This window comes from Myxococcus sp. XM-1-1-1 (assembly GCF_020037095.1).
GTDB lineage: Bacteria > Myxococcota > Myxococcia > Myxococcales > Myxococcaceae > Myxococcus > Myxococcus fulvus.
Genome location: NZ_JAIQDH010000014.1, coordinates 140,734 through 164,535, shown reverse-complemented (window position 1 = coordinate 164,535; position 23,802 = coordinate 140,734). Strand labels below are relative to the sequence as shown.

Annotated in this window: 19 protein-coding genes; 11 read left to right on the top strand and 8 right to left on the bottom strand. The window is 70.2% G+C overall.

The annotated features are described in order from the left end of the window. Positions 1-13 precede the first annotated feature (13 nt). Together K8640_RS25540 and K8640_RS25535 are read left to right on the top strand one after the other, a co-directional pair. Complete coding sequence (locus K8640_RS25540) at positions 14-2,062, top strand: tetratricopeptide repeat protein (protein WP_223749452.1); 2,049 nt, start codon at positions 14-16, stop codon at positions 2,060-2,062. Positions 2,063-2,094: 32 nt separating this feature from the next. Next, complete coding sequence (locus tag K8640_RS25535; protein ID WP_223749451.1) at positions 2,095-3,225, top strand: ComEC/Rec2 family competence protein; 1,131 nt, start codon at positions 2,095-2,097, stop codon at positions 3,223-3,225. 2 nt (positions 3,226-3,227) lie between these two features. On the opposite strand, the gene K8640_RS25530 is transcribed toward K8640_RS25535, so the two are convergent. After that, complete coding sequence (locus K8640_RS25530) at positions 3,228-5,270, bottom strand: hypothetical protein (protein WP_223749450.1); 2,043 nt, start codon at positions 5,268-5,270, stop codon at positions 3,228-3,230. Positions 5,271-5,453: 183 nt separating this feature from the next. Between K8640_RS25530 and K8640_RS25525 the strand changes: the two genes are divergently transcribed. After that, positions 5,454-6,641 carry a major royal jelly family protein gene (locus K8640_RS25525; RefSeq protein ID WP_223749449.1) on the top strand — a complete coding sequence of 396 codons (1,188 nt, stop codon included), beginning with the start codon at positions 5,454-5,456 and terminating at the stop codon, positions 6,639-6,641. Between the two features lie 54 nt (positions 6,642-6,695). Here K8640_RS25525 and K8640_RS25520 read toward each other — a convergent pair whose 3' ends face one another. Continuing rightward, positions 6,696-7,130 (bottom strand): DUF6209 family protein, encoded by a 435-nt coding sequence (locus K8640_RS25520; protein ID WP_141327666.1) that lies wholly within the window; start codon positions 7,128-7,130, stop codon positions 6,696-6,698. Between the two features lie 133 nt (positions 7,131-7,263). Here K8640_RS25520 and K8640_RS25515 point away from each other — a divergent pair, with 133 nt between their 5' ends. Next, a complete protein-coding gene (locus tag K8640_RS25515) occupies positions 7,264-8,394 on the top strand; it encodes an App1 family protein (RefSeq protein ID WP_223749448.1) in 1,131 nt (376 codons plus the stop codon). A gap of 327 nt (positions 8,395-8,721) precedes the next feature. Here the strand turns inward: K8640_RS25515 and ppk1 are convergent, their stop codons facing one another. Then, the gene (ppk1, locus tag K8640_RS25510; protein ID WP_223749447.1) at positions 8,722-10,878 is read right to left on the bottom strand and encodes a polyphosphate kinase 1; all 2,157 of its coding nucleotides are present in this window, start codon (positions 10,876-10,878) and stop codon (positions 8,722-8,724) included. A 183-nt stretch (positions 10,879-11,061) separates the two neighbouring features. Between ppk1 and K8640_RS25505 the strand changes: the two genes are divergently transcribed. From K8640_RS25505 to K8640_RS25495, 3 genes are all read left to right on the top strand, one after another. Next, complete coding sequence (locus K8640_RS25505) at positions 11,062-11,595, top strand: hypothetical protein (RefSeq protein WP_223749446.1); 534 nt, start codon at positions 11,062-11,064, stop codon at positions 11,593-11,595. A 63-nt stretch (positions 11,596-11,658) separates the two neighbouring features. Then, a complete protein-coding gene (locus K8640_RS25500) occupies positions 11,659-12,147 on the top strand; it encodes a Fur family transcriptional regulator (RefSeq protein WP_223749445.1) in 489 nt (162 codons plus the stop codon). A gap of 225 nt (positions 12,148-12,372) precedes the next feature. Beyond that, on the top strand, positions 12,373-13,914 hold the full coding sequence (locus K8640_RS25495; protein ID WP_223749444.1) for a HAMP domain-containing sensor histidine kinase: 1,542 nt from the start codon (positions 12,373-12,375) through the stop codon (positions 13,912-13,914). Positions 13,915-13,920: 6 nt separating this feature from the next. On the opposite strand, the gene K8640_RS25490 is transcribed toward K8640_RS25495, so the two are convergent. The 4 genes from K8640_RS25490 to K8640_RS25475 all read right to left on the bottom strand — a co-directional run bounded on the left by K8640_RS25490 (position 13,921) and on the right by K8640_RS25475 (position 17,918). After that, positions 13,921-14,826, bottom strand: coding sequence for an MBL fold metallo-hydrolase (locus tag K8640_RS25490; RefSeq protein ID WP_223749443.1), 906 nt, complete (start codon positions 14,824-14,826; stop codon positions 13,921-13,923). 155 nt (positions 14,827-14,981) lie between these two features. Next, positions 14,982-15,461, bottom strand: a complete 480-nt coding sequence (locus K8640_RS25485; protein ID WP_223749442.1) for a cupin domain-containing protein — start codon at positions 15,459-15,461, stop codon at positions 14,982-14,984. A gap of 117 nt (positions 15,462-15,578) precedes the next feature. Continuing rightward, entirely contained in the window at positions 15,579-16,496 is a 918-nt protein-coding gene (locus K8640_RS25480; protein ID WP_223749441.1) for a TIGR02266 family protein, read from the bottom strand. A gap of 69 nt (positions 16,497-16,565) precedes the next feature. Further along, a complete protein-coding gene (locus K8640_RS25475) occupies positions 16,566-17,918 on the bottom strand; it encodes an RtcB family protein (protein WP_223749440.1) in 1,353 nt (450 codons plus the stop codon). A 397-nt stretch (positions 17,919-18,315) separates the two neighbouring features. On the opposite strand from K8640_RS25475, the gene K8640_RS25470 reads away from it, so the two are divergent. Next, on the top strand, positions 18,316-18,657 hold the full coding sequence (locus K8640_RS25470; protein WP_194869587.1) for a hypothetical protein: 342 nt from the start codon (positions 18,316-18,318) through the stop codon (positions 18,655-18,657). A gap of 454 nt (positions 18,658-19,111) precedes the next feature. On the opposite strand, the gene K8640_RS25465 is transcribed toward K8640_RS25470, so the two are convergent. Further along, positions 19,112-20,680, bottom strand: coding sequence for a hypothetical protein (locus K8640_RS25465; RefSeq protein WP_223749439.1), 1,569 nt, complete (start codon positions 20,678-20,680; stop codon positions 19,112-19,114). Positions 20,681-20,945: 265 nt separating this feature from the next. Between K8640_RS25465 and K8640_RS25460 the strand changes: the two genes are divergently transcribed. From K8640_RS25460 to K8640_RS25450, 3 genes are all read left to right on the top strand, one after another. Then, a complete protein-coding gene (locus K8640_RS25460) occupies positions 20,946-21,860 on the top strand; it encodes a sigma-70 family RNA polymerase sigma factor (protein ID WP_223749438.1) in 915 nt (304 codons plus the stop codon). 109 nt (positions 21,861-21,969) lie between these two features. Then, positions 21,970-22,269: a pilus assembly protein N-terminal domain-containing protein gene (locus tag K8640_RS42585; protein WP_141333045.1), complete on the top strand. Its 300-nt coding sequence runs from the start codon at positions 21,970-21,972 to the stop codon at positions 22,267-22,269. 60 nt (positions 22,270-22,329) lie between these two features. Beyond that, positions 22,330-23,790, top strand: coding sequence for a protein kinase domain-containing protein (locus tag K8640_RS25450; RefSeq protein ID WP_223749437.1), 1,461 nt, complete (start codon positions 22,330-22,332; stop codon positions 23,788-23,790). Positions 23,791-23,802 lie beyond the last annotated feature (12 nt).

Sequence of the window (23,802 nt, the reverse complement as noted above, 5' to 3'; positions counted from 1 at the left end):
GCATGACGAGCGCATGATGAACCACATCGACCGCGTTCTTGGAGCGCTCGACCGCGGCGGTCGTGCCTGGGTGATGGGCGCTCCCGGGTCTGGGCGCTGGGAACTCGCCCAGACGCTGCAGCAGCTTCCGGAGCGCACCCATCTCCTGCGGCTCCCTCCGATGATGGAGACGGATGGCGCGGTCCATGGGCTGCTCCAGGCGGCGGCGGTGTTGGGACAGGAAGCCCTGAGCGAAGCTGCTCATGACAACGAGCCCCTCCAGGCGCGTGCCAGGCGAGTCGCCGAGCAGCTCGCCCAACGGCAGAAGACCTTGGTGGTCTACCTGCCGGACTCCTGGACGTTCCATGCTCGGGTGAAGGACGCGACAGGGCTGCTGCTCGTGCAGCGGGCGCTGGAGTTGCTGGAAGGGCTCGCCTCCGCGAAGGACTTGAGATGGGTGGTGATGACACCCTCGCTGCCCTCACCCCGGATTCCACTCTTCCTTTCGGCCCTGTCCCCTTCCAGCCGGATTCGACTGTCTCCGCGAAACGTCTCGCGCTCCGTGCTCGACGATGATTCGCGGTGGGGAGACGCGGCGCCGGCGGCTTCCAGATTGGGGCGCGTGATGGGCGCGCAGGTCGAGCTCACCGAGCCGCAACTGCGCATGATGGTCTGCCTGGTCCAGATGGGCGAGGACCCCAGAACGCTCCTCCGACAGGTGGAGCCTTCGTTGAAGGCAGGCCCTCATTCCGCGGTGGAGGTGCTGAGGCCCCGGTTCGAAGAGGTCTTGCATCGCCCCGAGAACCAGGCCCTGCGTCGAGGTTGGCACCGAGTGCTCCAGGCCCGGTTTCCGATTCCCCTGGAGGAAGCCCGACGACTGACAGGGTTCACGGAAGAACGTCTGTCATCGATGCGCTCTTGTCTCGGGACGAGCGCTGATGAACTCCAGGTGGATGATGGTGTCCGCGAGTGGTTGTTGGCGGTGACGGCGGAACCCGAGCAACACGGGTCTCCGCCCGATGCGCATCTGGCCCTGGCCGAGTTCCACGAACGAAGGGATGGTGCCCTGAGCGTCGAACTGGCCCAGGGGCAGCAGGTGCTCCACTGGCTGGAGAAGGTCCACCACCTGGGGCACTCGGGGAGACTCGGGGCCGAGCGATGGGCGAAGTTGAAGCTCACGAGCCGTGAGTTCTTCTGGGACCGCGCGCGGGCGCTGAGCATCGAGCAGCGTGACTTCATGGGGGCCGCGGACGTCTACGAGCGGTGCCTCGAACAGGTCGATTCCGAGGATGCCTATTCCTGGCACTACCTGGGCTTCAACCTGGACCGGGCCGCGCAGAAGCGAGAGAGAGCGGAGGAGGCCTTTCGCAAAGCGGTGGAACTGGACCCGACCAACCCCTGGTGGAATGGACGGCTCGTGACCTTCCTCATCGAACAGTCACGCTTCCGGGCCGCTGACGGTGAGTGGGAACAAGCGCTGGAGCGCGTGGACCCGGCGGGCACGGTGGTGCGTGAAGGCGCCGCGCTCGCCTTGAACATGCATCGCTGGGTGGTGACCAGCTGGCTTCAGCGTGGAGAGGTCGCGCGTGCTCGCAAGGCCTTCGACACCATCCCGCTGGAGGTCGTGGAGCGTCAGGAGGTACTCAAGCGGCTGCGACAGCGCCTCGCGGACGCGGAGGAGGCGGTTCAACTGGGGGAGTCCGTCTATCCGGCGAGCGTCCCGGTGACCCTGCGTTGGAAGAAGCCCTTGTTCCTGGATGTCCGCAACGAGAATGGCTCGACCTTGCGAGAGTGGTTCCCTGGGAGGGTCGTCCATGCCAGTCGACACGAGGTCCACCTGGTGGTGGCGACTCCCGAGGTCGACCCTCTGGAAAGACAGGTGGTGAGCAAGACGCTCTCCCGGGAGCAGTGGGCCCATGCGGCCCGGACCCAGGCTCTCCCCAAGGAGGACACCTTCATCGAGGTGGGCACCTACGAGGATGAGGCGCTGCGTATCGTGTTGGTCCCCGCGGAGGAAGCGCTCCTGCGGCAGCGCCCGTGGATGGACAAGGACTCGCTCCGATACCTCCGGCGGTGGGGATGAGCTCGACGGCTCCTGTGGAGGCACTGACCCGGTTGAACCGGGATTGGCTCCACGTGTTCGTCGCGGGGCCTGGCCAAGGTGAAGCCATCGCGGTGGCGCTTCCCGGGCAGGGGTGGCTGCTGGTGGATGGGTGTTCCACGGCCGAGGGGCGCTTTCCCCTGGAAGAGGTCCTGAAGCGATGGACACTGGGGGCCGGGGATGAGGTCGAGGCCCTGGTGCTCACGCATCCCCATGAGGACCACGTCGAGGGAATCGCGGAGCTTCTCGAGACGCTGTCCATCAAGCAGGTCGCCGTCGCGACAGGGAGCACGCCGGGAGCGACGTTGGTGGCGTCCACGCAGGCCCTGCGCCGAGGTGCCGCGGGAGGAACCACACGCAACCAACTCCTGGCCGCTAAGGTGATAGCCGCGTTCGAGGCCATCGAGCGATGGGAGAGCACCCGACCTGGAGGCTTGCTGGGGCTGTCGGATGGCCAGGGTCTTCAAGTGAGCACGCAGGTCCAGGTTCATGCACGTTCTCCAGACGCGGGCGGGGTTGGCCAGTTCTTCCAGAGCCCCAACCTCGCGAGAAGGCTGCGGTCCGCCGCCAACCATCTCAGCATCGTGTTGGAGGTGTGCTTCGGTTCGCTCCGGCTGGTGTTGACGGGGGACCTCCCTTATCTGGAGTCGAAAGGGGGCAGAGCCGTGCCCACGGGCTGGGACTCCGTGATGCAGCGACATCCCCAGCTCGGGGATCATCATGGATTCAAGGTGCCGCACCACGGCTCTCCCGAGGCGATGCATCCCGACTGGATGAAACCGGGCACAGTGTCTCCCCGTGCCTGGCTGGTGACGCCCTACAACAGTTCGGGGCTGCCTCACCTCGCGAGGATGGATGGGCTGCCGACCTTGCTCCAACACCAGCCCGAGGTGCTGTTGACGGCTCCTCCCGTCAGCAAGCGACTTCAAGCAGACCCCGGTCCAGGGAACCAGGTTCGACTGGTGGATTTGGTGGCTCGCGTGGCCAATCTCAAGCAGGGCCGCTCCTTCCTGGACGGAGGCACGGTCATCCATCCTGGGAGCGCGCTGGAGCCGTTGGACCCTCTCTGGTGTATCGCTTTCGATTCGAAGGGGACTGTGCAGGGTCGCTGGCATGGTCGCGCGGCCCTGGCCGTGAGTGCCTGAGGTTACATCCCCAGGAACTCCGGCCAGGCCCCGGGCGCCAGCACGCCGATGACCTTGATGCTGGGCTGCCCCGTGCGGCCCACCGTCAGGTCCAGCCCGGTGAGCAACCTCGGGTCGTCAGCGAAGTGACGCTGCTTGCGCTCCACCAGCGCCTCGAAGCCCTCGAGGAACTCCTGCCGGTCCGGGTGCGCCAGCCGCCGCAGCGTGGCCCGGGCATGCTCCACCCAGCCCTTGCGGGGCTCCCATCGGTCCTGCACCACGGCGTTCCACGTGGTGAGCGCCAGCGCCAGGCGCGTGAACACCGCGGACTCGTCCAGGAACCCACCGCCCGTGCGCTCCAACAGCGGCTGGGCGAAGTCGAGCAGCGACTCGGACACCTTGCGCCGAGGCACCTCGCGCGTGGGCTCACGGACCTTCTTCACCCGCGCACCCGGCAGCTCCAGGAGCTCACCGAGGTCGCGCTCGCCCACGTAGTGTCCCGTGAACAAGGGGAGCGGCACCTCCAACCGGACCTTCACGTGGAGGTCCCCCACGCGCAGCTCCTCCTCCACACGCGTGTCCCCAGGCCTCGCCCGCGCCACCGCGCGCGCCACCGCCGCCGCGAGGAGCACCTCCCTGGCGTCGGCCAGCCGCGGCTTGTTGCGCGCGACGCGCAGCAGCTCCGGAATGAAGGGGATGCCCGTGTGGTGCTGCACGGCCTTCGAGGCCCAGTCCGGAGTGTCCTCGAGCGTCAGTCCCAACGCCTCCGGGAGGAGCGCCTGGACACCGGGCCGGTTGAACTCGGTCCGCGCCATGCGCTCCGCGGAGCCCGGCTTGTCGAAGAGGGAGAGGCCGTACTCGGAGCCGCCGTTGCCCATGACGGACACCTCGTGGGTCCCCTGGAGGCTGCCTCCGAGCGAGACGAGGAAGAGCTCCTCGTTGCTCCAGGACTCCCAAGGCGCGGCCCGGATGAAGTCCGCGGAGGACTCCACCAGGGCCGCCATGCTGTCGGGAGGAATCACCTCCTCGCGACGGGCAGGCCCCTGGAGGAGTTGGAGCGCGAGCAGCGCGCGAAGCCTGCTGATGGAGGGAGGGGTCGGTCGCGAGGTGAACCCCAGTCCCTTGGCGCTTCGGGTCAGTCGGCTCTCGCAGTAGCACCGCGTGCCCTTCAAGACAGACGCGAGCCCGGCCATGCCCTCCGCGTCACGCACCGCCATCACGGGGGACAGCACCTCCCCGTCAGCGCGCACCGCGACATAGAACGACGCCGCGCCATCCTGGGATGTCTCGATGGGGCCGAGCTTGAAGACATAGGCGGACCCCGGCTCCAGCTCTTTCTGTCGCGCTGAGTCCCGTCGCTTGTTGCGACCCACGAAGTCGAGGAACGCACGGGGGCGGGGCGTTCCGAAGAGCTGCTCCGAGAAGTCCAGGGCCTCCTCGGGGTCGAAGGCCGGGCGTGACAGCTCGAACAACTGACCATAGAGCCGTGGCGCGAGTCGTCGCAGCTGCCGACGACGCACGGCGGCGTCCGCCTCGGGCGGCAAGGACTTCAGCGCCGGGCGGAGCTTCTTCAAGAGCGGGGCGCGCTGCTCCTCGGTGACGGACATCACGCCACCGGTGAGCTCCAGGTGGTCGTCCGCCGGCATGGCCCAGGTCGCCAGGAGGTCCCCGGGCGCCACGGCGTGGGTGAGGAGCTTCTCCCGGACGTCGAGCGTCTCATCGAGGAGCAGGTCACGCAGGCGCAGCCCCTGGTCCCGCCAGACCTCGACGACCTCGAAGACCGAGCACCAGGAGGATGCCAGTCCCTTCAGGATGACGCGCTCGGCGCGAGACAGTCCCAAGCCCGCGCGGGCGAGCTGTCGGTCGGCGAGCGTCTGCCCTTGGTCATCCTCCAGCCCATGGAGCCACCAGGCGAGCAGCGCCGCGTCCAGCCACGCGAAGCGCACAGGGTCCCAGTCCGCGGGGAAGTCCGCGCGCGCCCGTTGCTCTTCCTTGGGCTCGGCTCGCGCCGCGGCCTTCAGGTCGGCCAGGACACGGTTGAAGGTCTGGGCGGTCCAGGTCGTCATGGAGCGATGCTACGCACGAGGTCGCGCTCGGGCCATGTGCATCGACCCGGAACCCCTGTTCGCCACGAGAGGGCTTGCTCGCCTTCGAGGACGGCGAAGAGAACCACTCGTCGTCGGCCTCCGTATTGAGGGAGAGTGATGACTCACCACGTCTGGTGGGTGTCCCTCTCCCCAATCCCGCTCATGGCCGAACCGACCGTCTCCGCTCCCTCGTCGTCCCCCGCACCGCGCGCGCTCGTCGCCCGGGGGCTCAAGGCCGTCATCGCCGTGGTGGGCCTGGTGGCGCTCGCGCTGGTCGGGGTGCGGCTGCGCTACGGGGGAGGCGAACCGTACCCGGACGTGACGGGCATGCCCCTGCTCCCGGACAGCGCGCTGGAAGAGGTGGTGCGCAGCCCCGAGCCCATCGGCAACGTCGCGGTCTCCTCCACGGGCCGCGTCTTCTACACACTGCATCCGGAGAGCCGGCCCCAGGGCGCGAAGCTGTTCGAGTGGGTGGACGGCAAGGCGGTGCCTTTCCCCTCGGAGGCGGTGCAGGCGCGGCTGTTCGACACGGTGCTCGGCATCACCATCGACCGGCGCGGCTGGCTGTGGACCATCGACCACGGCAACCACGGGCTCGGTGTCCCCCGGCTGCTCGCCTTCGAGCTGGCCACCGGCCACCTGGCGCACGAGTACGACGTCCCGCCGCAAATCGCCCCGCCGGGCTCGTTCCTCCAGGACCTGCGCGTGGACGCGCGCGGCCAGACGGTGTTCATCGCGGACGTGGGCTTCTGGCGGCGCTCCCCGGCGCTCATCGTCCACGACGTGGCGACGAAGGAGTCGCGCCGCGTGCTGGAGAAGCACGACGCCGTGTTCCCCAAGGACTTCATCATCCGAAACCCCATCAAGGACATGGTGTTCTTCGGGGGGCTCGCCGCGCTCAAGTGCGGCGTGGACGGCATCGCGCTGGACCCCAGCGACGAGTGGCTGTGGTTCGCCGCGATGAACCACGACACGATGTACCGCGTGCGCACCGCGGACCTGAAGGACCGCGCGCTCGATGACGAGGCCCTCGGCACGCGCCTCCAAGCCGTGGGCAGAAAGCCGCTCAACGACGGGCTCAGCGCGGACACCGAGGGCAACGCGCTGGTGACGGACGTGGAGCACGGCGCGGTGCTGCGCATGAGCCCGGAGGGACGCCTGGAGACGCTGGTGAAGTCCCCGCGCCTGCGCTGGGCGGACGCGCTCAACCACGGGCCGGACGGCTGGCTCTACGTGGCCGACAGCGCCATCCCCCACCACATGCTCCAGTCCAAGGCACACATCGCCGCGAACGCGCCGTACTTCATCTACCGCTTCAAGCCCGGCATCGGCGGCATCGCGGGCATGTGAGCCGCCAGGCAAGGCGGGCCCGGAGCTCGCGCGGCCTCCGGGCCTCCTGCCGAATCACTGCACGTTGAAGTGGTAGTTGTTGCCGAAGTTGGAGTCCCACGCCTGGCAGCCCCAGCGGCTGGTGTTCTCGAACCAGATGGCCAGGTCTCCGCGCGTGTTGAGCGGGATGGACGGCGCGGGCGGGTTGGGCGTGGAGGAGAACCCCGCCACCCAGAAGCTCTGCACCGGCCCGTTGTTGAACTGGTAGTGGCCCGTAATGGTCCACCCCGGCGTGGTGGCGTTGATGTTGCCCCGGCACTGCGTCAGGCGCGACACGTCGAAGACGATGCTCGCCGTGGCGCCGAAGGGCAGGGGGTTGGATGACGCGAACACGTTCCAGCCCTGCGAGGGTGACTGGAAGGTGATGCTCGGCGTGGACTGCGACCAGGCCACCGAGGCGACGAGCAGGGAAGCGGCGGCCAGCAACCAGCGGACATGACGACGCAGCAAGGCGTGACTCCTTGTCGAGTGGGGGACGGCACCTGGGATACGGAGCGCGCCCGCGACCTGGCGCGCGGCTTTGCTCCGCCTCGGGCCCCGGAGTCTTCTACAGTCCCCCCTCCCACTCCTTACGCTCCGCGCCATGGCCGACTTCAGACCCGCCTTCTACCGACTCGCCGTCCGCGTCGACGCCCGCTATGACGCAATGAGCCGGAGCCTCCGCCGCTCGCTGGGCATCGCCCCGCCGCTGCGCATCCTCCCGTACCGGGGCCACGGCACCCCCGAGCGCGCGGTCATCAAGGCGCGCGTGCTGGAGGACCGCCACATCCAGCCGCAGCAGCGACGCCACACGGTGTGGAGCAGCGCGGTGGCCTCCTACAAGCGCTACATGACGCGCGAAATCGCCGGCGCGAAGGTGGCGGTGCGCTGGGGCGACAAGCGCTGGGAGGGCACCACCGACGAGGAGGGCTTCCTGGAGCTGTGGGTGCCCCCGCCCGAGGGCGTGCGCTCGGGCTGGCACATGGTGGAGCTGGAGCTGCTGTCGCCCGAGCCGGAGGGCGTGCCGCGCGTGGCCGCCCCCGTGCGCGTGGCCGGGACGAGCGCGCGCTACGGCGTCATCAGCGACATCGACGACACCGTCATCGTCACCGGCGTGACGGACCTGCTCAAGCGCGCCTGGGCCCTGTTCCTCACCGAGCACCGCGTGCGCCTGCCCTTCCCGGGCGTGGACGCCTTCTACGCGGCGCTCCAGGCGGGCGCGGACGGCCAGGGCGACAACCCCATCTTCTACGTCTCCAGCAGCCCCTGGAACCTGTACGAGCACCTGGACGAGTTCCTCGCCCTGCACCACATCCCCACCGGGCCGCTGCTCCTGCGCGACTGGGGCCTGTCCAGCACGGGCTTCGCCCCCGGCGGCGGCCACGGCCACAAGCTGGAGAAGATTCGCGGGCTGCTCACGGACCTGGACCACCTGCCCTTCATCCTCATCGGCGACAGCGGCCAGGAGGACGCCGAGCACTACCGCACCATCGTCCGCGAGTTCCCCGGCCGCATCCTCGGCGTCTACATCCGCAACGTGCCCGGCCACCCCCGCCGCGCCCGGGAGCTGGAGGCCATCGCCGCCGACATCCGCGACGCGGGCAGCCAGCTGCTCGCCGTGGACGACACCACCAGCGCGGCGCGTCACGCCGCCCGCTCCGGGTGGATTCAGTGGAAGGAGGTCCTCGAGGTGGAGGCCCACCGCCGCGAGGACTCCGAGCGGGGCCCGGGGTGAGTCAATTTCAGCTCTGGCGGTAAATTATCGTTAAGGCTTGAATTCGGACCTGCAACTGTGGCAGAGGCGCGCCTGATTCTCCGGTCTTTCCTCTGTTTCCACACCCCTGAAGGAAGCGAGGCCCCCGTGGCCAGCAGGTCCATTCGTTTCGCCGGACGCTCCCCGCGTTGGTACCGGGTGCGCGCCATCGCCCGGAGTCCGAAGCCCCCCAGGCTCCTCTCCTGCGCCCCGCGCGCGCGCCCACGCCCTCCGGCGCGCCCTCCGCGCGGCAAGGCCCGGTGCTCCTGGTGGACGGCGAGGTCCACCTCGGCGCGCTGAGTCGGGGCCTCAGGGTAGGGGACGGGCCCCGGGGAACTGGGCGGCCCGCGTGGCGCGCTCCATGATTTCGCCCTGGGCCCAGCGCTTCTCGCCGCCGGCCGGTGGCACCAGGCGCTTCCAGGTGCCATCGGCTTGCAGCTCCCACGCGTGGGTGTTGTCCGCGAGGCTGCGCTCCAGCGAGTCGCGCACCTGCGCGGCCAGCGTGGGGTCCTCCACCGGCGCGAGAATCTCCACCCGGTGGTCCAGGTTTCGAGGCATCAGGTCCGCGGAGCCGATGTAGCAGCGCAATTCCTGTCCCCGCTCGAAGAGGTACAGGCGCGCGTGCTCCAGGAAGCGGCCCAGCGTGGACACCACGCGGATGTTCTCGGAGACGCCGGGCACGCCCGGGCGCAGGCAGCAGATGCCGCGCACGTTGAGGTCCACCTTCACGCCCGCGCGGGACGCGTCGTAGAGCGCGCGGATGATGATGGGGTCCACCAGCGCGTTCATCTTCATCTGGATGCGCGCGGGGCGCTCCAGCGTGTGCGCGACGACGGTGGCCTTGATGTGCTCGAGCAGCCCCTCGCGCATGGTGAGCGGCGCCACCAGGAGCTTGCGGAAGCTCTTGGGCCGGCCGAAGCCGGTGAGGTAGTTGAACAGGTCCGCCACGTCCGCGCCGATGTCCGGGTCCGTGGTGAACAGGCCCATGTCCGTGTAGAGCCGGGCCGTCTTCGGGTTGTAGTTGCCCGTGCCCACGTGCACGTAGTGCCGCACCCGCTCGCCCTCGCGCCGCACGATGAGGATGGCCTTCGCGTGCGTCTTGAGCGACGGAATCCCATACACCACGTGCACGCCCGCCTCTTCCAGCGCGTTGGCCCACTTGATGTTGGTGCGCTCGTCGAAGCGCGCCTTGAGCTCCACCATGCACACGGCCTGCTTGCCGTTCTCCGTCGCGGTAATCAGCGCGGGCACCAGCGGGGAGCTGTCCGACGTGCGGTACACCGTCTGCTTGATGGCGAGCACGTCCGGGTCCGCCACCGCCTCCGTGACGAAGCGCTCCACCGACGAGCCGAACGAGTCGTAGGGGTGGTGCACCAGCAAATCCCCCCGCCGCATCGCCGCCATCACCGTCGTCCCCTCGGGCGCGTCCGAGTCCGGGCGCAGCCGGGGCTGGGTGACGGGCGTCCACGGCGGGTCCTTCAGCTCCGGGAAGCCGGGCGCGAAGGCGATGGCCTGCAGGTCCCCCAGGCCCAACAGCCCCTGCTCCTCGTACACCTGCCGCGACTCCAGCCCCAGCGCCTCCACCAGCGGCTCCAGCAGCTTGGGGCTCATCCCCGCCTGCACCTCCAGCCGGATGACGTCCCCGAAGCGCCGCTGCCGCAGCTCCGTCTCCACCGCCTTGAGCAGGTCCTCCGCGTCCTCGGACACGGTGAAGTCCGCGTCGCGGGTGACGCGGAACAGGCTCCAGCTGAGCACCTCCATGCCCGGGAACAAATCTCCCAGGTGCTGGGCGATGACCTCCTCCAGCGGCACGAAGACGTTGTTCTTCAGGGGCAGGAAGCGCGGCAGCAGCTCCTTGGGCACCTTCACCCGCGCCACGCTCTCCTCGCCCGCGTCCGGGTCCCTCAGGAGCACCGCGAGGCTGAGCGACAGGTTGGAGATGTACGGGAAGTGTCGGCCCAGGCCGATGGCCAGCGGCGTGAGCACGGGAAAAATCTGTTCCTTGAAGCGCTGGTCCACCTGCGCGCGCTGCTCGGCGTCCAGGTCCTTGGCGGAGAGGATGCGCAGGCCCTTCTCCGCGAGCGCGGGCCGCAGGAGCTTCTCGAAGATGGCGCTGTGGCGCTTGCTCTGCTCGAAGATGCCCTCGTGCAGCTTGTCCAGCGTCTGGCCCGGGGACGCGCCGTCGGGGACCAGCCGGGCCACGTTGCCGCGCACCTGCTCGTGCAGGCGGGCGACGCGAATCATGAAGAACTCATCCAGGTTGCGCGCGTAGATGGCCACGAACTTCAGCCGCTCGAGCAGCGGCTCGTCCGCCGACTCGGCCAGTTGGAGCACCCGGTCGTTGAAGGCCAACCAGGACAGCTCGCGGTTGAAGAAGAGCCCCTCCTCCGGGTCGGTCCCCGCGGGCAGGACGTCTCGCTCCAACGGCTTCTGGGTGCTGCGTCCGGCGGCCCCTCGCTTCGCCATCTCTCACGGCTCCTGGGTTCCTACCTCGGCGGGGGATGTAGCAGGACGGCAACCCCCGGATTGTGAACTTCCGTGTCACGAAGGGCAGCCCCTCCGCCCCCGATGTAAGGCCTGGGAAGGCGCCGGGCAGGCGTTACCGGACAGGACGCGTGGAGTTTCTTGCATCCGGGCTGTTGGAACGGCATGTCAGTCGACGTGAGCCCGACAGAGAACCCGCCGAACGCCGCCCTGGTTGCCGAGCCAACGGATTCGAGCAACCTCTTCACGGCCTTCCAGAAGGAAGGCAAGGCCTCCAAGGGCCGCTGGGCCGTGGCGCTCGTCGCGGCCCTCATCCCCGTCACGCTGGCGGTGGGCTTCTGGGTGATGGCCCGCGAGCAGGCGAACACCTTCCGCGTCGTCACGCCCCATGGCTTCAAGTCCATGCACGGGGGCATGACGTCGGACCAGGTGGTGGCGCTCCTGGGCCGGCCCATGACGCGCGAGCAGGACGCCACGGGCGCGGACTGCTACCGCCACGGCACGCCGTCGATGGAGAAGGAGTTCTTCCTCGTCTATTCCGTCTGCTACCAGGACGGGAAGCTGAAGGACGTGAAGCAGCAGAAGTTCTCCGCCTGGTCCGTGGACCCGGAGACGGGCAGCTTCGAGGCGCCCTCCGGTGGCGAGGCCCCGTCCTCCCCCGCGCAGGCGCCCGCCGCCCCGGGGACGACCCAGGGCTGAGCGCCCACGCCCGGGGTGTCGCCTGACTGGACGTGAAGTGCGACCCAGTCGCATGATGCGGCCATGCGTCGGGCGTCTCATCCATCCATGCTGGGCCCCGAGGGGCTGAACCGTGCGCTGGAGCATCTTCGCGCCTTCGTGCGGCGCAAGGGGCTCAAGAGCTCGCTGGTGCGCGAGTCGGTGGCTCGCGCGGCGTTGGAGCACGTGGGGCACTTCACGGCGGAGGAGCTGGTGCGCTCCGTGCGGGAGCGGGGCGCGGAGGACGTGCACCCGGCCACCGTCTACCGGGTGCTGCCGCTGCTGGTGGAGGCGGAGCTCATCCACCAGACGCTGGTCTCCGGCGGCGAGGGCCAGCGCTACGAGCGCGCCTTCGAGCGCGAGCACCACGACCACATCATCTGCTCCTCGTGCGGCAAGGTGGTGGAGTTCCACTTCGAGGCCATCGAGCTGCTCCAGAACGACGTGGCGAAGAGCCTCGGCTTCCGGCTCACCGGGCACATCCACGAGCTGTTCGGGGTGTGCTCGGCTTGCGAGCCCCTCGCCAGGACGTGAGCCGGCGCCTCCCGGATGGACGGCCCCGGGCTTCTATGCGACTGAATCGCAAGATTGCCCCCAGCATCGATGCTGACGCTCCGTTCATGGATGGGCTCTCCCACGTGAGTGATATCCGGAGCCGCTGAGACTGTTCACGCGTGAGCGCGTCGGCGCTCCTCGGGTGGGGGTGTAGGCGCGACCTGCGTGTCCTCACCTTAGGGCCTGTCCGGAGGGGGGGCGGGTGTGGGGCGGCCGTGGACGTTCTTCCAGCGCGTGGGCGCTGGTTTCATCGCGGCCCTGCTCGTCGCGCTGGTGCTGACGTGCACGTTGGCCGTGGAGCTCGTGTCCGCGCGCTCCAATCGCAGGGCGAACCTCCTGGCGATGTCGATGGACCGGCTGGAGGTGGAGCGCCTGCGCAGGGCCTTCACCGACAAGGTCTCCAGCGAGCGGAGCGTCGTCCTGTCCGATGACGCGTTCTTCGCCGAGGACCGGGTGCGCTCTCGCGAGCGCTTCATCGTCACGCACGAGCGGCTGGTGTCTCGAGGGGTGACCCCGCCCGCCGCGGCGCTGCTCGCGTCGGTGCTGCGAGCGGAGCAGGAGCACGAGCAGGCCGTGCGGGAGTGGGTCGCCATCCACGCCACGCGCGCCGCGCACTCACGACGCGAGGCCCTGTTCGAGGAGCGGGCCCGGGACACACGGCTAGCCACCTACGCGACGCTCCAGCAACTCTCGACCCGGATGGAGTCGCAGGTGGGCACGAGCCTCCAGTCCGTGGTGGAGACGGACGAGCAGGTCCTGCTGCTCTCCCTGGTGACGATGAGCCTGGTCCTCGTGCTGGCCGCGACCTCGGGGGGACTGTTGCTGTCCCGGCTGCCACCGCCACGTGTCGAGGCCAGCCCCCCGCGAATCAAGCCGCGCGCCGAGAGCGTGCAGGCCGCGAATGGCGTCTCGGAGAGAGTCGACGAGGCCGCGCGTCCACGCACCAGGGCCGGCACCTTCTTCTTCGCGGAGGCGCTCATCGACTCATTGCTCGACGAAGACAGTCCCTCGCGCGGTGAGGCCGCGAGACCCGGCGATGGCTCCAAGACCCCACCGCGCGGAAGCCCGGAGGTGGACCCCCGGGCCGCGCTGACGGTGGAAGAGGCCACGCTCCGCAGCGACGCGCACGAGATGATGGCGCGCATCGGCGTGAGGGCGCACGACCTGGGCATCCCGTTCGACACCTTGCAGTGGCTCCTGCGCGGCCTGGAGCGGGTGGACCCCTCCTCGGAGCCGGACCGCGTGAGGGACGGAGTCGGCCGTGCGCTCGAACAATCCCGCCGCCTGGGTCAGTTGCTCTTGAACCTGTGGGACGTGTCGAGCCAGCTCACGGGTCGCCAGGTCGCGGAGCCGGTGGACCTGTCACACCTGGCGCGCGAGGTGATGGAGCGCTTCACCGAGTCCGCGACACGGGCAGGCAGCCCGCTCCTCTTCGACGCGGAGCCGGGGCTCGTGGGGCGATGGGACCGACTGGGCTTGGAGCAGGTGCTGACCCACCTCATCTCCCACGCGCTGGAGCTCGGAGCGGGGCACCCGGTGCGGCTCCGTGTCGAGCGCGTGGGGCGCACCCGCGCGCGAATCGTGGTCGAGGGCATGCCCCTTCCCGACGGTGGCGCCGGGCTGGGCCGCCACCTGGTCCAACAGTGGGTGGACGCCCACGGAGGCACCCTGCGCATGGAGGGCACCGCCACCTGCACGGTGGAGCTGCCGCTGCTCGAACAGCCCCTGGAATCGACCCCCGCCTGAGTCCCCTCAGAACGGGTGGACCTGCTGCTCGGGCGGCGTGACGAACGAGCGGAAGGCGGAGGTCTCCGTGTGCTTCTCGCGCGACTCCAGCCGCTCGAACTCCAGCGAGTCGTGCGCGCAGAACACCGTCACCTCGTCCCCGTGCAGGCGCTTGAGCTGACGCAGCCGTCGCTGGTTGTGCAGCCGCATGGGCCGGTCCTTCTCCATGAGCCGTTGATACGCGCGCAGCCCCGGCGTGCAGCGATAGCGCCCCGAGTCCATCTCCCCGTGGAAGAAGTACGCGTCGCCCGCGTGCAACAGCCACCCGCTCCCCGAGCGCACCGCCACACCCGCGTGCCCCAGCGTGTGCCCCACCAGCGGCACCAGCAGGATTTCGGGCGGCAGCCCCTTCAGGTCGCGCACGCAGTCGAACCCGAACCACCGCTCACCCACCTGTCCCGTGGGGTACGTCACCCAGTGCGACTCGTGCATCCACTGCTCGGGGCGGTAGCGCTGCCGGTCCAGCGGTGACGTCCGCGCGGTGGCCGCCAGGTACTCGTCCGCGAGCAGGTGCACGCGCGCATGCGGGAAGTCATCGAGCCCACCCGCATGGTCGAAGTCGAGGTGGGTGAGGACGATGTCGCGCACGTCCTGCGCCTTGAAGCCCATCCGCTCGATTTGCCGGATGGCCGTGGCGCCCTCGTGCAGCTGGGGCCGACACAGCATGTCCAGGAAGAGCGGGCTCTGACGGACCTGGGGATGGAGCACGTCCTGCAGGCCGAAGCCGGTGTCCACGAGGATGAGCCCGTTCGCTCCCTCCACCAGCAGGCAATGGCAGGTCAGCGCCGCGGGACCTCGGAAGCCCCGGCGCCCGTCCATGAGGCGGCCCCCGGGTGGACACAGGGTGGTGCAGTTCAGGTGATGGATGCGCATGCCGACACGTCCCAGGCCGCGAGGCCGCTCGAGTCCGTGTCTAAGGTGGGACGTGCTTCACGGACGAGGAGCCCGGGCTGCTCGCCGCCTGGAGCGCTCGCTCGTCCGGGAGACCTGCGGCCATGAGCCCGGCGCACCTCACGGGCGACCGGCCCCTACAGGTGCTCCAGTGGGTCCGCCGTGCGCTCCTCGCGCACGTTGCCCGTGTGGAGCGTGGAGGCGGGCTCGAAGAGCAGCACGTGGACCTCCTCCTCCGCCACGGGCCGATGCTCCACGCCGCGCGGGATGATGATGAGCTCGCCGGGCGCCACCTCCACCGTGCGCTCGCGCAGCTCCATGCGCAGCTGGCCCTGCAGCACGAGGAACAACACGTCCTCGTGCTCATGGTGGCGCCACGCACACGGGCCCGACAGCTTCGCCAGCCGAACGTGCCGCCCGTTGAGCTCACCGATGGGCCCGTGCTCGGAGAACAGCGCCAGCTGCTGCGCCAGGTTCACCTTGTCGACGGACGGCAGCGAGGGCGCGTCGCCCACCTGCTCACCGTCCGCCACGTTGGCGGGCTCCACGCGGCGGCGCGAGTCCCACCGGGGCGGGCGGGCAACGGGGACGGTGGGGCTTCGGGTGGGCGCGCTCATGAGGACGAAACCTTTGCATCCTCCCCATGGGATGTCTGTCTTCATCCCCGGGCATTGCCTCTCACGGACACCCCGCGCCCGCTGGGGTTGGGTATCCGACGAAGCGAGGCCGCCGCTTCAGTCGGGATAGAACATCGGGTCGCGCGTGGTGACGAACGAGGAGATGACGGACGCGACCTCCTCGGGCAGGCCGGTGAACTGCACGCCCACGCCCGGCATCAGCTCCGGCATCTTCGGGTTGGCCTCGCGCACCCAGCGCACCACGCCCGTCACCTTCATGGGGCGTCCACCGGGCAGCGTGAAGTCCAGCTCCACCTGCGTGCCGCGCGGCACCGCGTCCACCGTGGCGATGAAGACGCCGCCCTCGCTGATGTCCATCGAGAAGCCGGTGAAGAAGTTGGAGTCGCTGCGCATGTCGATGGACGTGTGCATGCGCACCCGACCGTTGCGCCGCGCGTCCGCGCCCTCCGAGCCGGAGGTCCGCGAGGGCGCCGAGGGCAGCGGCTGTCCCTTCTCGCGCGCGGCCTGGGCCGCCTTCGCCAGCTCCGCCTGCCGGGCCTTCGCGGCCTCCTGCTGACGCGCCTTCGCCCGCGCCTGGGTGGCCTCCTGCTGCTGCTTCAGCGCGGCCTCCGCGTCCGCCACCGCGCGCGCCACCTTCTCCGTCTGCTCCTGCTGGATGCGCAGCGCCGCCTGCACCTCCACGCCCATCCGCCTGCGCGCCTCCAGCGCCTTCTGCCGCGCCTCCAGCGCCCTCTCCCGCGCGGCCTCCACGTCGAGCGAGGGCACGGAGGAGGCCTGGAGCCTGGACGCCTGCTCGCCCAGCTGGGGGTCGGCGTCGGGCTCCTGGTGGGCGCGGGCCAGCGAGGCGCGCACGGCGTCCAGACGGCTGGAGAGCAGGGCGGCGTCGGCCAGGGCGCGCGTCACCTGCTCGGCGAGTCGGGACTCCTGGGTGGACAGCTCGCTCTCGGCGCGAGCCAGTTCGGCCTCACGGAGGCCCGAGGCGGGCGCGCGGGAGGCAGGGGACGACGAGGTCATGTCGTGGGACTCCGGAGGGGGGCCACTGTAGCAGGCCCCCCGGAAAGTCCACGTGCCACGGCGTGTGGGTCAATCCGCGCCCTTGATGCAGGCGACCGGCTTGAGCCGGTGCGCCACCCGGGCGAGCCCCGCCATCTCCACCGTCTCCAGCACGTCATCCAGGTTCTTGTAGCAGGGGCCGGACTCGTCCAGCGGCGTCTGCCGGGTGTTGAGGATGATGCCGGCCTCGGCCATGCGCGCGTCGGTGGCGTCCTGCTTCAGCACCCGCCGCGCCTCGCCTCGGGACAGCCGCCGCCCCGAGCCGTGGTTCACCGAGTAGATGGACTTGGACGCGCCCTCCTCGGCGAAGAGGATGGCGCTGCCGGTCTCCATGGAGCCGGGAATCAGGATGGGGTGGCCGGTGCCCTCCCAGGCCGTGCGCTTGAGCGCGGGGTGGCCGGCGGGGAACGCGCGCGTGGCGCCCTTGCGGGCCACGAACCTGCCGGCCTCCTTCTGGATGAGGTTGTGCGAAATCTCGTAGTAGACGCTCGCCGTCCCGCCGAACACGTCCTCGAGCGCGGCGCACACGGCCTCGCCGATGATGAGCCGGTTGGCCACGGCGAAGTTGGCCGCCATGTTGTGCAGGTTCCAGTACTCCCGGCCCAGCGCGCTGTCGGCGTCCAGCCACACGAAGTCCTCGCTGCGGCTCTTGAGGCCCAGGTGCGCGGCGCCCTGCACGAAGAAGTGCTTGGCGATGTTCCAGCCGAAGCCGCGGCTGCCGGTGTGGAGCATCACCCAGACGCGGCCGCTCTCATCCACCTGCATCTCGGTGAAGTGGTTGCCGCCGCCCAGGCTGCCCAGCTGGCCGCGCTTCTCGTAGGCCCGGTCCGGGATGTCCACCCGGTCGTCCTCCACCGGGATGAAGTCGCGCTCGGTGACGGCGGAGCCCCGGCCCAGGGCCTTGGCGCCGTGGCGCACCACCTCCGCGAACGAGCGGTCCGACACCCGGCGCTGGTGCTGCACGCGGCTTGCGCCCACGCCCACGGCGATGCGGCGGGTGACCTGGTCGATCCACTGGCGGCGCTTGACGGGGTCGGCGACGTCCTCGGCCATGAGGGAGGTCTGCAGCTGCACCATGCCGCAGCCGATGTCATAGCCGGCGGCGGTGGGGAGCAGGACGCCGTCGGTCTCCACGACGGTGCCGATGGGCACGCCGTAGCCCACGTGACAGTCGGGGGTGACGGCGACGCGGGTGACGCCGGGGAACGACGCGGCGTTGACCACCTGGTCGAAGACGGTGTCCTCCAGCCCGGGGACCTCGGGGCCCTCGCCCCACAGCAGCTTGTCCGAGAGGAACAGGTCCGCGTCGACCCGCATGCTCTTGGTCTTGGGCAGGACGTAATGGCCCTCGGCGGCCTTCTCCAGACGTTGCTTCCAACTCATGGCTTTCCTCCCCGGACAGGGGTGAACACGCGCGAGCGACGCAAACGTCCGGAACAAGCTGACCGTCCGGACCGGGTACGCCAGGGACCACCGAGGATGCGGGTGGAGCGGGCGGGAAGGCGAGCGAAATCCGGGGGTTTCCCTCGGGAGGAGCGGGGCGCGACGCGGCGCGTGGGAGGGGCCTGCCCCGGACCTGGGGACGAGGTGAGGGGGGTGGTGTTGTTGCCGTGCGGACGCCCTGGACGCATCCTGGTGGGGTGGTGCGGCGGGTGCGCGCACACGCGGACGTCCGAGCGAAAGTCGGCTCGCGTGCGAAGCGCGGCGATTGGATCGGCTCGGGGCTTGCCGCATTCCCTCGCCAGTCCCATCCATTTCCCATCCAGGTAGGGGGTGGGTGATGGGTTTCCTCGGCGGGGTTTTCCTGGCGATGGCGTTGCAGGCGGTGCCGGCGGATACGGTGGCGGGTCCGGTGTTCAATCCGTCGATTTGCGCCAAGAAGCGGGTGGACGCGTGTGGTTGTCACCACGTGTATGGGATTCGGCACTGCCACCCGAACCGGAAGGGTGAGCACTGCGAGGCGCCGGTGAAGGCGCAGGTGTCGGAGGAGAAGGCGGAGGCGCAGGCGGCGGTGGAGGGCCGCGAGCCGGAAGCCACGCCGACGGAGCAGGTCCAGCCTGTCCAGGTGCAGCCGGCTCCCGAGAAGAAGCGCTTCGACCCGAAGAAGTCCGTGCCGATGTGAGGCGGGACGGGCAGGGCCTCCGGACGTGAGGCCCTCCCCCGCGTCCAGTGACGGTGAGCCAGGAGGCTCGGGCCCGTGGGGCTCGAGCGGTCCGGCGCGGCTGTGCGCGGACTCGGGGTGGGACGGGAGCTCGGGCGGTGGAGTGCTCCAGTGAGTCCGACTCGTGAAGGGGCTCCGGAGTGCGCCGAGGTCCAGGTCCGCCCGATGTGGAGAACTTGTGGAGCGCGAGCGGACCTGAAGCCGCGATGTCGCGAGCGTGCGCATCCGCATGCGTGATGCGAGAGCCCGCGCGAGGCTGTGCATGCACGCGTCCACGACAGGCGTGAGGCCGCGTCAGCGCATGGGCGCCACGGAGGTCAAGGCCAGGTCCGAGCATGCGTGAGGCCGCGTCGGCGCATGGGCGCCACGGAGTTCACGGAGGTCGCGGCCAGGTCCGACCAGGCGTGGGGCCGCGTCAGCGCGTGGGCGCTACGGAGGCCACGGCCAGGTCCGACGCGGTCAGACGGGAGTCCTCGAGTGACTCGGTCGCGAGGGTCTCCGCGCGGCTCAAGGACAACGGACCCTCGGCGCGGATGATGACCCAGCGGGACTGAGGCGAGACCCTCAGCGCCACCGCGTTGGGACTGAGCCAGCGCAGCTCGGGTCGATACGCCGTCACGGGATTCACCGTCACCGGTCCCCCCGTGGTCCACAGGCTCGCGCTCACCTCGACCCGCTGTGGCTCGCGAGAATCCCGCGCGCTCAGCGCCTGCGCCGGAGGCGAGACCCGTGCCGTGGCCTGAAGCGCCTGCGCGGGTGACGCGGTCGGGGGCGACTTCGCCCGAGCGCATGAAGGGTCGGGAGCCCCGGCCGTGTGAGGCGCGGTGCCCGTCTGCGTCCACCGAGGCTCGAGCGTGAGCGGGGCCTTCGTCGTGCTTTCGTGACCGTCGGGCTGACGCGGAGCAGACGCAGCCTGGGGAGCCGAAGGCGCACCGGCCTGCCGTGAAGCGGTACCCGCGCCCATCGGCCGCGCCTGATTGCGTTCCGTGGACGGAGCACGAACAGCGCCGCCCGTGTTCTGCGCCGCGCCGCGCGAAGGCGTCACAGGCGCGGGAACAGTCCGCGGAGCCTCCACCTGCCGAGGCGCCACGGCACCCCGAGGAGGAAACGACGTCAGCGTCCGCGCGGGAGCCGCGGGCACGGGCAACCGCTCCCCCACGAGGGCGAGCTCATATCCACGCGGCGAGGAGACCTCGGGAGCCCGTGTCTCCGGAACAGGAGGAGACGACTTCGGCGACCGTGACGCGGGTAGCTGGATGGGCGTCGACGCCAGCAGCTCCGCGAGGAAGTCCGCGGTAGGCACCTCATCGAGCAGAATCCCCATCACGGTGGTGGGCGCGGGCGTCGCCACGGGCTCCACGTCGATGTCGATGGACACCTCGTCGACCAGGTCGAGAACAGACGACTCATCGTCATCGGGCACCGGCGGAGCGCTGGGCGCCACCAGGGCGCGCACGCTCACCGGAGCGATGGAAGGAACCGAAGGCAGCGGTCCCCGGACCCGAGCCTCCTCCGCCGCGCGCAACACGAACGCGGGAGGAGGCGGCGGCGGCGTGCGCGTCCTCGACTCCACCCGAGGCGCCTCCTTCTCCACGGCGAGCCCGGCCACATCCCGATAGAGCCGCTCATCCTCCAGCGCCGTCGAGGGAGGCACCGGCGCCTGTCCCAACCGCGCGAAGTCCGAGGTCAGCTCCGCATCCCGAGGGTCCAGCTCCAGCGCGGCGCGCAGGGCCGCGCGGGCCCGGGCCTCACACCCCTGTGCGAGCAGCAGCGACGCCGCTGTCCGATAGGAGGCGATGGCCGCGCGCAGGTTCCCCGCGCGACGACACGTCTCCGCGTGTTGCACGCGCGCATTCGGGTCCTTGGGCACCAGGCGGAGGATGCGCTCCAGCTCCTGTGCACACTCGCCATACCGTTCCTGGAGGAACAACGACCGCGCGGATTCCTTCAACGCTCTCAACTGGGCCCGCGCGTGCTCGCTCATCGTCCTGTCCTCCGGAACGGATGCCCTGCGGGGGAAAGCAGGGCCCATGCCGAGGCGCGCGCACGGCCGCGTTGAATCCAGTGCTCATCGGAGACACTGGCCCATGGCGCGAAAGCCCGTCTTCGGGCGAGCATCACCCCCGGACTCCAGGCAGGCCCGTCAGGCCTGGAGACGCGCGAGGACTCCGAGCGAGCCTGTAGAAAAGGCGCCCCGCGCTGTAACAAGGAAAGCCACCGCACCGGTGGGTGTTCATCCCGAGGCGTGCATGTCGAAGCAGCCGAGTCGCTCCCACCTCTTCCTCCAGCACCTGCCGCCCCAGGCGCGGTGCTACGCGGAGGTGCCCGGGCTCGACGCGCTGTTGGACTCCTGGCTGTCCATCGCGAGACAGGCGTGGCCGGACGTCATGCTTCCGGAAGAGGACTTCCTGCGCCACGTCGCGACCCGGCTGAGCCCCAGCGACGAGCCCGCCGCGACACTCGCCGCGCTGCCCGTGGCGGACCTCTATCTGGCCTGCGCGTGTGCACGAGGACTGCCCACCGCGCACGCCGCGCTGGAGCGACATCTGCTCCCTCGTGCGGCCAGCGCGCTGACGCGGGTGCGAGGTGGCGGCCTGGACACCGCGGAGGTCCTCCAGCAATTGCGTCAGCGGCTCCTCGTCCCCCAGGGTGACGCCGAGCCGAGAATCGCCGAGTACCAGGGCACGGGCCCGCTGGCCGCGTGGCTGCGCGCGGCGGTGGTGCGCACGGCCTTCAACCTCCAGCGCGCGGAGGGCCGACGCGCCAGGGCCGAGGAGGACGCGGAGGCGGAGGGCTCCGCGTGGGTGGAGCGAGGCGGAGCGGGCGGTGACGTCGAGCTCGACTACCTGCGCCGCCGCCACCAGCAGGACTTCCGCGAGGCCCTGGCGGGAGCGCTGGGGAGCCTGTCCCCGCGCGAGCGCACCGTGCTGCGGCTGCACGTGGTGGAGGGCGTGAGCCTGGAGCGCATCGGCGCGATGTACCAGACGCACAAGTCCACGGTGTCGCGCTGGATTTCACAGACGCGGAGGACGGTGCTGGAGGGCGCGCGCGAGCGGCTGGCCGAGCGCCTCCAGCTGTCCGCGGACGAGCTGCGAAGCCTGATGCGGGTGGTGCACAGTCAGCTCGACGTGAGCCTCCTGGGGCTGTTGAAGGAACCCGGTTAGCCCCCCGCGAACTTTTTCGCGGCCCGCGTGCAACACGTCCTGGTGGCCGGTGTCACCCCGATGAAGGCAGGCGAGGACGCCTCGCTCTCATCCTGAAAGGACCCGAATCATGCGGAACGCACTGAAGAAGCTGGCCCTGGTGGCGCTGACGGTGGTGGGCACGACGGCGCTGGCGGAGGAGCGCATCGAGCTGAAGGTGGGGGACAAGCACGTCATCACCGTGAAGGACCTGACCCGCGTGGCGCTGGGGAACAGGGAGACGGCGGAGGTGAAGACGCTGGGGGGCGGGAAGCTCGAAATCACGGGGCTGGAGGCGGGCACCACGCGGCTGCTGACCTGGACGCGCGGTGGGCAGCAGGGGGACTACGCCGTGGTGGTGACGGACCCCGAGCAGGCGGCCGCGAAGTAGCCCGAGGGACCCGCTGCCTTCCCTCCAATGAGGGCAGCGGGGATGATGTGACACGCGCCCATGAACCCACCGGCCTCTCCCATGCCCGAGGCGTGCCCGGACGAGAACGTGCTCGCCGGCTTCGTGAGCGGTGTGCTGTCGGGCGCGCGGGTGCCGGAGGTGGCGGCGCACCTGGACTCGTGTGAGGACTGTCGGGCCCTGGTCGCGGTGGTCGCGGCCGAGGCCTCCTCACCGGGCGCGGGCTCGCTCACGCGTCCAGACTCGGAGGGGATGTCGACCCGGGGAGCACGCCCGTCCCCAGCAGAGCGATTGCCGGAGGGCACGAAGCTGGGGAGCTACGTGCTGCGCGAACTGCTGGGCGAGGGCGGCATGGGCGTGGTGTACGCGGCGGAGGACCCGAGGCTGGGGCGCAAGGTGGCGGTGAAGCTGCTGCGTCCCATGCGCGAGGGTGTCGAGACGGAGAGCCGCGCCCGACTGCTGCGCGAGGCGCAGGCGATGGCGCGCCTGTCCCATCCCAATGTGTTGCCCATCTTCGAGCTCGGCTCCGCGGAGGGGCGGGACTTCCTTGCGATGGAGTGGGTGGAGGGCCCGACACTCGCGGGCTGGCTGCGCGAGCAGGAGCGTCCCTGGCGCGAGGTGCTGGAGATGTTCCACGCGGCGGGCCTGGGGCTCGCGGCCGCGCATCAGCGAGGGCTGGTGCACCGGGACTTCAAGCCCGCCAACGTGCTGGTGGGCCGGGACGGACGTCCACGCGTCACGGACTTCGGGCTCGCGAGGAGGTGGGGGGAGCCAGCGGCGTCGAACCCCACGACGGGCGACCTCAGCACCGCGCCGCTCGGCGTGGACGCGGAGGAGACCGCGCTCACCCGCGAGGGCACCGCGCTGGGAACCCCCGCGTACATGTCACCCGAGCAGCGGCGCGGGCAGCCCGTGGACGCGAGGAGCGACCAGTACAGCTTCTGCGTCGCGCTGCACGAAGCGCTGTACGGCGAGCGGCCCGGACCTCCGACGAAGCACGGCGCATCGGTGAAGAAGCCGCCCCGACTGCCAGGCCACGTGCGCGCGGCCGTGGCGAAGGGGCTCGCGAGTGAGCCCGAGGCCCGTCATCCCTCGATGGAGGCGCTGCTCCAGGCGCTCTCGAAACAGACACCTCGCGAGAGGGTGTGGTTGGGCTGGGTCGCGGTGCTGGGCGTGGGGGTGCTGGGCGGGGCCGGGGCCCTCTGGTGGAAGCCGGGTACAAAGCCGCCACCATCGGTGCAGGACGCGACCTTCATGGCGCAGGTCGAGGAGGCGAGGAGGACGGGCGGCAACACGTTCTTCCCCATGGTGATGGGCACGCCGCGCGAGCTGAGAATCGAGGGACTCTCACGCATCGCCATCGGTCGCACGGACCTGGTCGACATCAAGTCGGAGCCCGGCGTGTTGCTGCTCACACCGCTCGATGTCGGCGCGGGCCAACTGCTGGTGTGGACCCGCGACGGAGAGCGAAAGCTCTACACCGTGTCCGTCACCCGCGACTGAAGCACGGTGTCA

What these genes read in the sequence shown, in the direction of transcription:
- K8640_RS25530 (WP_223749450.1), bottom strand. Translation starts at nt 5,270, where the DNA reads ATGACGACCTGGACCGCCCAGACCTTCAACCGTGTCCTGGCCGACCTG.
- K8640_RS25500 (WP_223749445.1), top strand. Translation starts at nt 11,659, where the DNA reads ATGCGTCGGGCGTCTCATCCATCCATGCTGGGCCCCGAGGGGCTGAAC.
- K8640_RS25490 (WP_223749443.1), bottom strand. Translation starts at nt 14,826, where the DNA reads ATGCGCATCCATCACCTGAACTGCACCACCCTGTGTCCACCCGGGGGC.
- K8640_RS42585 (WP_141333045.1), top strand. Translation starts at nt 21,970, where the DNA reads ATGCGGAACGCACTGAAGAAGCTGGCCCTGGTGGCGCTGACGGTGGTG.
- K8640_RS25540 (WP_223749452.1), top strand. Translation starts at nt 14, where the DNA reads ATGATGAACCACATCGACCGCGTTCTTGGAGCGCTCGACCGCGGCGGT.
- K8640_RS25450 (WP_223749437.1), top strand. Translation starts at nt 22,330, where the DNA reads ATGAACCCACCGGCCTCTCCCATGCCCGAGGCGTGCCCGGACGAGAAC.
- K8640_RS25480 (WP_223749441.1), bottom strand. Translation starts at nt 16,496, where the DNA reads ATGACCTCGTCGTCCCCTGCCTCCCGCGCGCCCGCCTCGGGCCTCCGT.
- K8640_RS25470 (WP_194869587.1), top strand. Translation starts at nt 18,316, where the DNA reads ATGGGTTTCCTCGGCGGGGTTTTCCTGGCGATGGCGTTGCAGGCGGTG.
- K8640_RS25475 (WP_223749440.1), bottom strand. Translation starts at nt 17,918, where the DNA reads ATGAGTTGGAAGCAACGTCTGGAGAAGGCCGCCGAGGGCCATTACGTC.
- K8640_RS25515 (WP_223749448.1), top strand. Translation starts at nt 7,264, where the DNA reads ATGGCCGACTTCAGACCCGCCTTCTACCGACTCGCCGTCCGCGTCGAC.
- K8640_RS25505 (WP_223749446.1), top strand. Translation starts at nt 11,062, where the DNA reads ATGTCAGTCGACGTGAGCCCGACAGAGAACCCGCCGAACGCCGCCCTG.
- K8640_RS25485 (WP_223749442.1), bottom strand. Translation starts at nt 15,461, where the DNA reads ATGAGCGCGCCCACCCGAAGCCCCACCGTCCCCGTTGCCCGCCCGCCC.
- K8640_RS25460 (WP_223749438.1), top strand. Translation starts at nt 20,946, where the DNA reads ATGTCGAAGCAGCCGAGTCGCTCCCACCTCTTCCTCCAGCACCTGCCG.
- K8640_RS25465 (WP_223749439.1), bottom strand. Translation starts at nt 20,680, where the DNA reads ATGAGCGAGCACGCGCGGGCCCAGTTGAGAGCGTTGAAGGAATCCGCG.
- ppk1 (WP_223749447.1), bottom strand. Translation starts at nt 10,878, where the DNA reads ATGGCGAAGCGAGGGGCCGCCGGACGCAGCACCCAGAAGCCGTTGGAG.
- K8640_RS25525 (WP_223749449.1), top strand. Translation starts at nt 5,454, where the DNA reads ATGGCCGAACCGACCGTCTCCGCTCCCTCGTCGTCCCCCGCACCGCGC.